Origin of the sequence: Clostridium sp. OM05-6BH (assembly GCF_003481635.1) — a bacterium.
Lineage (GTDB): Bacteria > Bacillota > Clostridia > Lachnospirales > Lachnospiraceae > Butyribacter.
Genome location: NZ_QULH01000011.1, coordinates 1 through 12,695 on the forward strand (window position 1 = coordinate 1; position 12,695 = coordinate 12,695).

At 41.9% G+C, this 12,695-nt stretch carries 12 protein-coding genes; 3 read left to right on the forward strand and 9 right to left on the reverse strand.

The annotated features are described in order from the left end of the window. Positions 1 to 255: 255 nt before the first annotated feature. Positions 256 to 1,383 (reverse strand): sporulation integral membrane protein YtvI, encoded by a 1,128-nt coding sequence (gene ytvI / locus DXB73_RS09750; protein WP_118690985.1) that lies wholly within the window; start codon positions 1,381 to 1,383, stop codon positions 256 to 258. A 114-nt stretch (positions 1,384 to 1,497) separates the two neighbouring features. After that, on the reverse strand, positions 1,498 to 2,346 hold the full coding sequence (locus DXB73_RS09755) for a DUF368 domain-containing protein (protein WP_022026058.1): 849 nt from the start codon (positions 2,344 to 2,346) through the stop codon (positions 1,498 to 1,500). Between the two features lie 493 nt (positions 2,347 to 2,839). Here DXB73_RS09755 and DXB73_RS09760 point away from each other — a divergent pair, with 493 nt between their 5' ends. Further along, a complete protein-coding gene (locus DXB73_RS09760) occupies positions 2,840 to 4,840 on the forward strand; it encodes a lectin like domain-containing protein (protein WP_182448296.1) in 2,001 nt (666 codons plus the stop codon). Between the two features lie 92 nt (positions 4,841 to 4,932). On the opposite strand, the gene DXB73_RS09765 is transcribed toward DXB73_RS09760, so the two are convergent. From DXB73_RS09765 to DXB73_RS09775, 3 genes are read right to left on the reverse strand one after another with little or no spacing between them, the layout of a single operon-like run. Continuing rightward, positions 4,933 to 5,796 (reverse strand): hypothetical protein, encoded by an 864-nt coding sequence (locus tag DXB73_RS09765; protein WP_022026060.1) that lies wholly within the window; start codon positions 5,794 to 5,796, stop codon positions 4,933 to 4,935. Between the two features lie 15 nt (positions 5,797 to 5,811). Continuing rightward, on the reverse strand, positions 5,812 to 6,147 hold the full coding sequence (locus DXB73_RS09770) for a hypothetical protein (protein ID WP_022026061.1): 336 nt from the start codon (positions 6,145 to 6,147) through the stop codon (positions 5,812 to 5,814). 59 nt (positions 6,148 to 6,206) lie between these two features. After that, entirely contained in the window at positions 6,207 to 6,878 is a 672-nt protein-coding gene (locus tag DXB73_RS09775) for a 3'-5' exonuclease (protein ID WP_118690987.1), read from the reverse strand. A 258-nt stretch (positions 6,879 to 7,136) separates the two neighbouring features. Between DXB73_RS09775 and DXB73_RS09780 the strand changes: the two genes are divergently transcribed. Further along, entirely contained in the window at positions 7,137 to 7,376 is a 240-nt protein-coding gene (locus DXB73_RS09780; RefSeq protein ID WP_118690988.1) for a Veg family protein, read from the forward strand. 173 nt (positions 7,377 to 7,549) lie between these two features. On the opposite strand, the gene DXB73_RS09785 is transcribed toward DXB73_RS09780, so the two are convergent. The 3 genes from DXB73_RS09785 to DXB73_RS09795 form a co-directional block, all read right to left on the reverse strand. Beyond that, positions 7,550 to 7,954 carry a hypothetical protein gene (locus DXB73_RS09785; protein ID WP_118690989.1) on the reverse strand — a complete coding sequence of 135 codons (405 nt, stop codon included), beginning with the start codon at positions 7,952 to 7,954 and terminating at the stop codon, positions 7,550 to 7,552. Positions 7,955 to 8,038: 84 nt separating this feature from the next. Next, positions 8,039 to 8,941, reverse strand: a complete 903-nt coding sequence (locus DXB73_RS09790; RefSeq protein WP_147354474.1) for a hypothetical protein — start codon at positions 8,939 to 8,941, stop codon at positions 8,039 to 8,041. A 206-nt stretch (positions 8,942 to 9,147) separates the two neighbouring features. After that, complete coding sequence (locus DXB73_RS09795) at positions 9,148 to 10,458, reverse strand: serine/threonine-protein kinase (protein ID WP_182448297.1); 1,311 nt, start codon at positions 10,456 to 10,458, stop codon at positions 9,148 to 9,150. Between the two features lie 194 nt (positions 10,459 to 10,652). On the opposite strand from DXB73_RS09795, the gene DXB73_RS09800 reads away from it, so the two are divergent. Further along, entirely contained in the window at positions 10,653 to 11,096 is a 444-nt protein-coding gene (locus DXB73_RS09800; protein WP_118690992.1) for a helix-turn-helix transcriptional regulator, read from the forward strand. Here DXB73_RS09800 and DXB73_RS09805 read toward each other — a convergent pair. Beyond that, entirely contained in the window at positions 11,093 to 12,664 is a 1,572-nt protein-coding gene (locus DXB73_RS09805; protein WP_243104020.1) for an alpha-amylase family glycosyl hydrolase, read from the reverse strand. The genes DXB73_RS09800 and DXB73_RS09805 overlap by 4 nt on opposite strands. Positions 12,665 to 12,695: the final 31 nt, after the last annotated feature.

Genomic DNA, 12,695 nt, shown 5'->3' on the forward strand with positions numbered 1-12,695 from the left:
AAGAAATCACTCAAAAACTCTGCGTTCTGCGGCAATTATCTTAGTTCGCTGCCGTCAGAACAAGTCAGACTACCGGCTGCAAAATAGTTTATTTGTTGCTGACATAATAAGCAATATGTGGTTGTGGAGGATTTGATGTATGGAAAGTTTGAATAATATTATTACTAAAAATTCCCATACCGAAATCTGATGCTTGACTACACAATAAGCAATATGTAGTCATAAAACAAAGTTCGGTATGGGAATTTTATTGTACTAATATTTGCGGAACTCATTAATGTCTTTGGCTAAGATTTTAATGCCACGGATCTGACTTTCAAATACGCCCTGCTCAAAGAGTGCCTTGATGATCATGCCGACCGGTATACCGATGATCAATCCAAGCATTCCGATCCAGCGATAGCCGATAAACATAGATAACAGTGTCAAAAATGGACTGATCCCGATACTGTCTCCCACAAGTTTTGGCTCGATCAATCTTCGAACGATCATTGTAACAAAATAAGCAACTATCAGTACTGCCGCATGAGCATATCCGCCGGTCAGCAAATAATAAGCCGCCCACGGCATAATCACAGTTCCCGTACCAATAAAAGGCAGAAAATCTAAGAGTGCTGTGATCACCGCGATCACCATCGCGTGTTTAATATGAAGTGCCGCAAAAAAACACCACAAAATAACAAACATGATGAACATGATCTTAAAACATGCTTTCAGATATCCACCAACGGCTTTCACCATAACATCACAAAATACATTCCATATGTGCTTAACACTCGATGGTGTGTATTTCAAAATTGTATCCTTGATCTTTTGTCGATCAGCGACAAAGAAATACGCTAACATGATCGTCAAGATCGACAACACCAGTCCATCAATAACGGAACCAGCTAGGGAACTCATTGTTTTCATTGGACTGTCCGTCAATGAATTCAAAAATTTTAAAATATAATCATTTAATCTACCGTTGTCTCCCGGCAGCAGCTTGTCCACATCAGATGGTATCAAATGAACCTTGCTGTGCAAAGTTGCCAGCGAATCATTAATGTTTTGAAGTACCGTCTGATACAATCCCGGCAGATCAACAACCCAGGCACTAACCTGCAAAATTATCTCTCGTATGCCAAAAACAAGCAGCGCTGCAACAGCCGCCAAAATAAGCACGATAACGATCACGGAACCATGCTTACGCATGATCTTGATCCGTTTTTCCAAAAAACTAACCAACGGATTTGTAATCATTGCAATGACCCACGCTATGATGATTGGTAAAAAAAATCGAAACAGCTTCGGTCCCAAAAAGAAAACTGCCAGTAGTGCTGCTAGAGTCACTACTAAATTGACCACGATCCGTTGATGCAAAACCTTTCGTTCTTCTGGCATAACTGCATCCCCCTCTTTCTTTGCCGTAAATAGTGTTTCTCTGCCTCTATATTAAGGCAAAGCATACAGCCATGCCTTGCCCAATCATCACAGAGAACATGATTACATTGTTACCTAATCTGACAATTTTATAGCAAATACAAATCCAACTGCTAAAATGATAACACCGGAAATCCAAGTCACGGCACTAAGTCCAAGCAGTGGTGTCTGCATGAGAATTACTACCGGAGAGGCAGCTACTAATCCCAAAATAGCCGTGTAGGTCAATGTTTCCTGCTTATTAAGCAGCACTTCGATCATCTTAGCAATAGCAAAAATACCGATCACAACGCCAAGTCCGAATGGAATCAATGATCCACATAACTGCAAAATCGTGTGCCACTGTCCCTTTGCAAGCGCACTCGTAAAATCTTTGACTGCTAAGAGGATTGGGTTGTAATAACCAAGGATCATGAGCATCATAGACCCGCTCACACCAGGGATAACCATTGTTGCAGATGCGATCACACCTACGATAAACAGTAAGATTGCCGGAATGATTCCTACCGTCAGCGTCACTTCCTTGCCTTCGCCGCCAAAATACTGCATTAATATAATAGATAGGAAAAATACTAAAAATACAATAACATGGGATATCCCTTTTTTCTTGCCTTTTACTTTGCCTAGCAGCAACGGGAGACCGCCTAAAATCAGACCGATGAATGCCATCTTGGTCTGAAATCCATAATGTTCCAACAAAAATCCAATAATATATGCAAAACCAACAATTCCAACTGCCATACCGATAATATATGGAGACAGGATTTTCAAACTCTTTTTCAATTGTGAAAACAAATGTGTCACACAATAAATAATGTCATCATAGATTCCCATCGAAACCATCATGGTTCCGCCACTCACTCCCGGAATGGCATTTGCCACACCGATCAACATACCTTTTAATATGTCTTTAATATACTTCATTTCTTTCCTCCACAATTTCAACAAATTTTTGTCACAGACACATTTTACTATAATAAACAGGCAGTTACAATTAGTAATACATTAAAAATTTATGAATTTTGTGACACCGTTTAGCAGTTGCAACCGTGCTCAATACTTCCTATAATAAGATGCACAGGGCAAAAGCAAATAATACTGTATCATAATAATGTAAGTACTAATGCAGATAGCTCTGTATCTTGCCTAGAACGAACACCTGTCGGCTTTATCCGGCAAACACCTATAGGAGCCCATTATAAGAAAGGTATGGAACATAACATTGAAATATATACAAATTCACAGAAAAAACGTCCTTTGGCATCAAAGCATATGCTTGTTTGTGCTGATCTCCCTTGTACTTTCTATGTCGCCTCGTCCGACAATGGCAAAGGAGAATGTACAAACAGATTGGACCAGACGCGTGATCACACACACTATCACAAATCCAAACAGCAAACTCCTTCATTTTCGATTTATGGATCAAAATGAGCAGGAGGTATCCCTGACGAAAAATACCACTTCGACGCAATCAGACCTGCTAACACAAAATCACACTGTGCTGCAGTCAGATTCACTAACACAGAGTCCTTCTACCGACTTATCATCAGCTGCTCTCCAGAGTTTAAGACTGACAGCTCCGATCCAGTCAGCCTTAAAAGGAGACAGCAATCTGCCAGCCTCATACGATCTGCGTGACTCCGGAGTTATCACTTCCATCAAAGATCAAGGAAATAGTGGGGCATGTTGGGCATTTGGCACTCTCAAATCAGCAGAATCCAATGCCATTCGCAAAGGTTTCTTAACAAAAAATCATGCCGATTTTTCAGAAAATCATTTGGCGTGGTTTGCTTTTCATCCATCCGAACGTGGCGGTGACAAACTGATCACAGACGGCTTTTATCCAATTTCCTCAAACGTTGATGCCGCCTATACCTGGGGCGGATCATCCCTGATTGCTTTATTTACATTAGCACGCTGGTCTGGCGTAGTATCAGAATCCACTGCACCTTTCCAGGCTGATACATTGGCAGAACGCAGTGCAATGGCACAAAAAATGAAAAAAAGCGGGGAAGTTCTCCGCTATCGCTCAAACTATCATATGCAAAATGCCACCTGTTATGATGCTGCACCAACAAGTGCCTGGAAAAATGCACTCATGAACACTTCCGCACTAGCGGCCGGAATGTATTACAACACGGCCTACGCTTCCAAGGGTTCTGCCGGTGCCACCTATTACCAGACTGCATATGCAGGTTCTACCGCTGTAAAATCCTCCAATCACTGCGTAACGATTATTGGCTGGGACGATAACTACTCCAGACTGAATTTTCCAAACAGTCATCGCCCCAAATCCGACGGTGCGTGGCTGGTTGCCAACAGCTATGGCCGCAAAACCGATGAAAACGGATATTTCTGGCTGTCATACGAAGAACCGTCTATTTGTGATGTCTACGCCTTCGAGCTGGAAAAAAATACAAAGTACGACACAAATTATCAATACGATGGTTTTGGATGGGGCAGTGCGATCCCAGATACTACAAGTCCGAAAGGGGCTAATATCTTTCGTGTCCGTTCAGATTACAACCAAAGCCTTAAGGCTGTAGGCATCTATACGATCACCGACGCCCAAAATGTAACGATCCAAATATACAAAAACGTTACTTCCGGCTACCCGACAAGCGGTAAACTTGTCAAGGCAAGTACCACTACCGCATCCATTCCCTACAATGGCTTTCACACGATCACACTCGCAAAACCGGTAGCACTCACAGGAGGCTCTTCATTTTCTGTTGTGGTAACCTACCATTCAAAAAATAACACAGAGGCTTATCTGCCGATTGAAGGGACAGGCGCTTCTACTAATCGTGTGCAATCGCTGTACAACAGCGAAACCGGGCAGAGTTTTTATTATTCGCCTACTGCGAATAGCTGGGTAGACACTTCTGCGGCAGGACAAAATAACGTCTGCATCAAGGCATTTGCCAAAAACACAACGCCAAAGCCGACAATTTCCTTTCGATCTGCCAAAATTATTGTTGGGAAGAAAGAGACCTTAAAGCTTCCTCTTACATTAAAACACATTACCGCAAGCCAGGTCCGCTATAAAAGCAGTAAGAAAAAAATAGTTTCTGTAACTGCAAGAGGTAAGATCCGTGCCAAAAAACGAGGAACCGCTACAATTACCGCTTATGGCAAAAATGTCAAGGCACGCATAAAAATTGTCGTAAAAAAAGCACCCTCGTCTGTCGCTTTGAAAGCGAAGAAAAAAGTGCTGAAAAAAGGCTCTGCTCTACAATTGAAGGTTGCACTTTCCAAACATAGTGCCAGCCGAAAACGAACTTTTCGGTCATCAAATCCAAAAGTGCTGATGGTATCCTCAAGCGGGATCGTTTATGCGCGCAAAAAAGGGACCGCGACCATTACAGTGATGACCTATAACCGCCATAAGGCCAAGTTAAAACTTCGCGTCAAATAGCGATAACTGCGATAACCTGGGCACTCCCTCTCTGCCGCACTATGCCAACCGAACATCATCTGCCATAAACGTTAGATCATGATGTGTAGACATTAATACTCTGCCACGGTGTCATTCTCTATCGTATCAAGCGCCGGCTTCAATACATCAGCTGCGGCCTCATCTGCATGCGATTCCAACTGTCGGATCCACACAGATGGTTCCACACGTTGGATCGTATTCAGACATTGATCCAAAAGCCCCTCACGCCAAAACGGCGACTTGCAGTGTACTAACATCAGAAGCTGTCTTTTGTCCTCCGGCAAATCTGTAACTGCACCGGCATCCGACTTCTTCAAAAATACAATACCACCTAACGGTGCACGCTCTGCCTGTACTGCCTCAGGACTGCACCAAGGCGTTCCGTATAAATATAATCTTTCTTTATAAATTCCGATAATATTCGCAGAATCGTTCAAGATTTTTCCGATTTGCTTTCCCTGACAGATCCCCGCAAATTCTGCATTCGGATCTGCCGCAAGAATCACACCGCGGCCATCAACAAGCAGCGACGAGGAATCCAATACAAAACGTCCATTTTGCTCCAATGCCAGATAGATAACGTCACGCAATGCCAAAAACAACTCTTCCTTCCATTTACCCTCTGCATCCTGTACCACATATACTTTGGCACTGCGATAGCCCTTGGCAATTGCAATACTGGTCAACTGTACATTCTTAGGATAGAGCAGATCAATTCCCATAGCTCCCTCAAACACACCGATTTCTTCCGATTCCATCAGCATGATCTGACCAACTGTCATTTGAATGTTCATTGTCATTTCCGGTTCTTCCACGATATCAATCGTCAATTGCGGTTCTTCGCTTTCATCACATCGGAATGCCTGAAAATTAGAATGCAGATTCTGTTCCTCCACATTAATGCAAACAACGGTATCTCCAATGCAGTATTTCATTGGCGTATCCTCCCTCTATCGAAACCTTTTGATGCGTCTCATTTTCGTTCTGCTGTTCAATTTTTCATTCACAACATAATTTTGAATAATATTACAGCTCGCCAGATCTTCTGCCGCTGTGCAAAAATCCTCCCAAAAAGAATCTCTCTGTTCTTCTGCGATCATATAACTGATTGCTAATTCATCAAACACCTTACGTGGATTTTCATCCTGATCGATCTTACGCACAATATCATACTCCAATGCCCCCAATTGCATGACCGGATAATCTCTGACAATTCCCTGTCCTACCGGCAGTGCATATATGACATCCGCCAACTTGCGTACTACATAATATTTATTTCTTACCATACACACCTCCCACTCTTTGATTTATTTGCCACTGTCTTTATATTTCCAAAAGGACGCAGTCACTCGGAACCGGCTGACTCCTCCATAAAAGATGCAAAAAACTCAGGGCACATATCCAATAAAGTCGGTTGATCCTTATCCGGACGAAACAAGTCCAAAACCGGCTTCATAACGCGTTCAAACTTGTCTGCATCTTTGGATAAACGCAATATTTCCGCCGTATTGACCGCATCTGCCAAGGCGGTATGCTGCGCCCCGGTAAACTCATAATCTGCTGCCGTAACTGCCTGCTTCAATTTAATCTTCTTGTTAATTCCTAACAGCTCACTATATACTTCTTGAAAGTCCGTCCAATGACTCTCCATACGGGCAATGATCGGTCCCTTGTACTCCTTAAATGTCGATTCCGTCTGAAACTGCCGGATATCCGACATACTCCAAGAATAAAACCAAGTAGGCTCTGATCCGATCCACTCAGCGAAATCATCCATCGCCTTCGCAAACCGCGGTGCCCCTACCAGTTTATCATCCGTAATGCCGGTTAACGCTATGATCCGATGATCCATCGCCCCATAATCCGGAGCAACATATGTCTGATACTGATCAATAACCTCAAACTGATCATCCATCTTCACTGCGCCAATCTCTATTAACTCACTGGAGAGCTTTATGTCACCTCGCTGTTGTTTATCAATTTTGTTCATTTCCAAATCAATCATGATATGATTCACCGGACACACTTCCCTTCTGTTCGATGATCGAATTTGCTTCTCATGCGGTAATACCGCCTCTTTTTATTGTACCACAAAGCGATACACTTTGCATTAACAACTTCACAAAAATTGACGTAACATCAAAATTATGTTATAATGTTATTGTCAATTGAATGGATTATTTTTGGGACAAGTTCGATCTTCATACTGTTAGTAATATTTTCGGACTAAAGATTCTGAGAAGATAATCTCACTATAGAAAGGTATAGGTGCTATATGAGTCAGGCAGACATACTCCGGGTAAGATCCTCCGTAGACCAAAACATCGGAAATAAAGTTAAGATCCGTGCGAACCGCGGGCGCCACAAGATCGATGTGACAGAGGGCATCATCCGTGAAACCTACCCAAGTATCTTTCTGGTGGAAGTAGAGAATAAGCTCGACGATACCACACAGAAGATTTCTTTCAGCTACACAGATGTACTCACAAAAGACGTCCAGATGCAGTTGATTTAAGGATCGCTGTGTTCTAATATTATTTTGATATTATGATGTAGGTACAAATACTCTTTTGATCCATGCATTATATTATTAATGACAATACAAAAAGAAGATACCGATTCACACTTTGTGATGAATACGGTATCTTCTTTTTATGTGTATTCTGTCATCATACTATCTGAGACAAATTATATTGCCTCACTGTCATTGTCTGCATTGCGTTGTCTGGTCTTGATCGCACAAACAATATAAAACGCTGCCAGGATCAGGCTTAATCCGCCCCAGATTGCTAAATCACCAAATTCTCCTCGATCAGCAAAACTCATCAAAAATCCAAGCAAATAGAATACAGCAGTTACGATCAGTCCCGCAATCCCTTTTGCGTTACGCATCACAATTCCCAAAATTCCACCGACCAGATATACAAATGCACATAATAACCCTGAACTGCCGCTGGTTGAATTATTCTCCTGCAATGCATTTCCTACCCCTACTGCGCAAGACTGTAATGCAATAAACAAGAACAAAACAATGGAAATGATCCCTATCGTCAACCTTCCACTACTCCACACGCCTTTTCTCTTATTATCCATATTCTCCTTCATTCCTTTCCATGATATGCTTACCTTTTATCGTAAGGTTCAGGCTATTTTCAACTTCCTATTCCTGTTACCTGTTTACTTAAGTGTCAACTTCGCTACTCCTGTTTTGTACTCTTTCATATAATCATCATTCGGTCTGACATCCAATGTAAACTCGATCGTTTTTACTTTGCTAATATTGTTGTCAGTTAAAAAGCCTTGGCTTAAATCTATCGTGACTATGTTTTGCTGTTTATCAAATACCGGAATACTAACAAGATCAAAATCTGTTTCTGACGAGGTATAGTCATTCACGGTAATGTTTTCAACATCAAAAACCTGATACTTTCCAGTCGTATTCGTAACGGCAAATTGATATTTATCCCCGTCGCCTCCCAGGTATTCGATCTTAATGCCGTTTTTGTTATAAATCGATTTACCGGTTTTGACCACTTTCCTGCCTTGAAACTTATTCGTTTTAATGCGGATCACATCTGTGTAAAACGAAGTATACTCATCAGAATCTACTGCTTGAAATTTGATATCCACAAATTCTATATCTTTCATTCCCATGTCTTCCATAAAATCTGTATCAAGCTCTAGTTTTGCATTTGCTTTCTTTCCTTTGGCAATTTCACAATCAAGGTCAAACATGTTGTTATTCGTCATAATTCCATTGATCGAATATGCACTGGCATAAATTGTCCAATTTGCACTGGATTTGTTCTGAAGCCGGAACCAGATCGCCGTGTTTGCATCATCGAATTTATCAACATCAATCACCAGATTTTTCTTGTTATAAACATTTCCCTTGGTCACCGTTGTCTGCGTTTTAGAAGTAGTCTGATCCGATGTACTTTCCGTCGTTGTCTTGCTGCTCCCTTTTGCTTCCTTGTTACTCTCCTCTTTATCACTTCCACCGCTACAAGTCACTGCTAAAACTACAACAGCTACTATTACAACGGCAAAGATCAAAAAACTGCTTTTTTTATCTTTCATACGCATCCTTTCTCCTGCCTGACAAAAAAACAGACTATCAGGCACGCTTTAATTATTTGTGCCGGCTTATAGTCTGATTTTACATGAAATAATTCTATTTTTCGTCCGCTATACAGCGGAATAAGCGTGAGTCGTCAAACGATTAAGAAACAATGAGTGCTAATATACTTATGATCAAGAAGCAACGAGTGCTAATATTCTTATGATCAAGAAGCAACGAGTGCTAATATGCTTATGATCAAGAAACACCATACTATCGTATAAATGACCGTCATGATCATGTACAGCAGTCTGCTTTTATTCATGAGAGGCAAACGATCCATTACCCCGCCATAGTTTCCTATCAATTCGACACAACCAAGAAGCATTAACAAAGCGTCAATGCGAAATGCCCATAATGTAAAACCGGTATATGCCGCATTGTCCGCATCCGTAAACGTACCGGAAAAACAAAGTGCATAAATTATTACATAGCCAAGAGCTGCAATAAGCATTTTCCATATTTTTCCTGTCCGAAATCCAACCGGCAGCCACCTGCGCCATCCAAGCGCAAGCTGTTTGTCTGTACTTTTGGGCTGTAATGCAAACTGTACGATACGTTTTATAAAGTCTAACGCATCCGAGTAAAATCTATTCTGTGCAGCTAATTTACGTTTGGGAGCCAATTCGCTATACAGATTATTCGTCCGTTTATTCGATCCGGCGATCGTTCCACATTCCTGAATGACTTTCCGCAGTTCATCCACTGTCGGATAACGATCTTCTTTGGCAAGTTGTATGCATTTGGTGATGATATCATAGTACTTGCCGGCATATTTGCCGCTGTCCGGATAATCACCGGTCAGCATATAATAGAACGTGATGCCCAGCGCATAAATGTCCGTACGAGGATCTGACTGCCCAAAACCATATTGTTCCGGTGCTGCAAATCTTCTTGTGCCCATCAGTCTGGTATCCTCATTTTGTTCCGCACGGAGTTCTCTTGCCGCATTGAAATCAATCAGTTTTACGACTCCATCAGAGCTAAAGATAATATTCGATGGCTTGATGTCACGATGTATGATCGGCGGTAGATTGCCATGCAGCTTGTGCAAAATATCACAAAGCGATCGGATAACAAACGCCGCATTTTCCTCCGATAATACTCCATGCTCTTCCATTACAGTCTCCAGCGTCTTTCCATGTATATATTCTTCGATCACGATCAAACGATTTTCTTCTTCCACACACTCTATAACCTTTGGAATATTATCAAATTGTTTTTCTTTTAATTGTGCATATACTTCAAAGTTATATAATAGAAGTTCCTTACGCACATAGATTTCATTCGTCTCTATATTTTTTACCAGCCATATCTGCTTATCATCACTTAACCGGGTGACTTTTTCATATAACGATAATTGGTATTTTTCTTCCAACGTCAATGTTATCCTCCCATCATGCGCTCTGTCATTCACTGCATAGTGCGCCCTGTCATCCACTGCATAGTGCGCTCTGTCATTCACTGCATAGTGCACCCTGTCATCCACTGCATACTACACTATCATTCATTGCATAGTGCGCTCCGTTATTTACTGCATAGGTTCTTGTATTTTCTAACACATTCCTTTAAAATATCATATTAGATAAATTATAGCAACAAAATGGATAATTCCTTTCTGGCTGTAAGTAATATTAACCATAAATATATTGTAGTGGAAAAGAGGAACCTATGAAAGAACAACCAACAACCGAACTACTCGATATTCTTAATAACATCGACAAAAAGGACATGAGTGCGTACATCAAAGAATTTGCTGCAACCGCTTCAGCCGCAGCTCCATTCCCGGAATACATCGCCGAACATAGCATTGCCATTGCTGACGTTGTGCATCGCTGCCGTGGTATATTATCCAAATCTTATGTATATGACATTCTAAATGGGACCAAACGAAATCCGTCCCGCGATGTTGTTCTGCTCTTATGTATCGCCGTCCATGCAGATCGCAAACAGACAAGACGGCTGCTTGAAAAATATGGTCACCGCGATCTATATGCAAAAGATACAAGAGATATCATTATTGCGACCTATATCAACAACAAAGAATATGACATAGATCGCATTAATGACGAATTATTTCAGTACCATTTATCACCTCTTAGCACCGAGCATTAACCGACAAATACTGCCGTACATCCATCCGCTTTAACGATGCCTTTCTCCACTACAGCTGAACCGCCAACGGTATATAATACCTTTCCGTTTACATTAGGTACTGTCACGGCATCTGCTCCCGGATTAATAATGACCGTGATCTCCTGTTCTGCTGAAGTGCGCTTGTAAACCAACGGATAATCATCGGATACAAAAGAGATCTCTCCTTTGCTTTGCAACGCCGGATTTGCCTTACGAAATGCGATCAAACGTTTTACTTCACTGCGAAGTGAATCTTCCTGTTCTGACTGCGTTTTCGCATTTGGACGGTCTGCGCTCTCGTCAAGAGCAATATAATATTTATCCTTACGAGCTGTTGAAAATCCGGCACTCAAACTGTCATCCCACTGCATCGGTGTACGAGAACCGGTTCTTCCATATCCACCTTCCACAGAAGTTAAGCCTTCCACATAGCGCATGCCAATCTCATCCCCATAGTAAATAAATGGTGCTCCCGGCATAGAAAGCAGAAATGCAAATGCCACCTTTAATTCATCCGTGTCCAAGTTCTTTGCCAAACGATCCATATCATGATTGCCGGACGGAATACAGATCAATCCTTTTCCATCTGTCTTCGCATAGTTCGCCTGATAAGCAGCAACGAATTCTTTGGCAGATCCTTCCGCATCCTTGCTGAAATACGGATGATCGCAGCGGAACAGATCATTATAATGAGATGGTCCGAAGTGAAGCAAAAAGTCCATGTGAAAACCGCCGATCAAAGACTTATCCGGCTCACCCCATTCTGATACCATTGCTGCATCCGGAAATTCCTCTTCCAAAAATTCACGAATATTCTGCCAAAGAGCAATCGTCCCCTTGCTTTCCGGATCATTTTTCACCAGAGATCCCGCCATGTCCACACGAAAACCGTCACAGCCTGCATCCAGCCAAAAACGCATGATATCTTTTAGAGCCTCTCTCGTAGCGATCGGCCCTTCTGCATCCATCGGCTGCTGCCATTTTTGCTCCGGATCCGGCTGATAAAATCCATAATTCAGCGCCGGCTGATGCGAGAAAAAGTTCACAGCGCAAGAGCCGTCACGATCGGATATGCCACGAATACTTCCCATTCCTGTCGGTTCTACCCAGATACAATCTGTCCACACATACCGATCTGTATACTCATTACGTTCTGCTTTCATAGACTTCTTAAACCACTCATGCGTTACCGCAGTATGTCCCGGCACCAAGTCTAAGAGTATATGCATATCTTTGCGGTGCGCTTCCTCAAACAAACGTATCAAATCTTCATTGGTTCCATAACGCGGTGCCACTGTATAGTAATCTTCTACATCATAGCCCGCATCTCCAAACGGAGACTGAAAACATGGATTGATCCAAATCGCATTACACCCCAGATCCTGAATGTAATCCAATTTTTCAATAATACCATTGATATCACCAATTCCGTCCGCGTTCGTATCGCGGAAAGACTGCGGATAAATCTCATAAAACACAGCGTTATCAAGCCATTCCGGTTGTTTTCTCTTTGTCATCATTATAACCTTACCTTTCTTACTGTACATCTGCAGTCCTATTACCACAGACGTATTATTT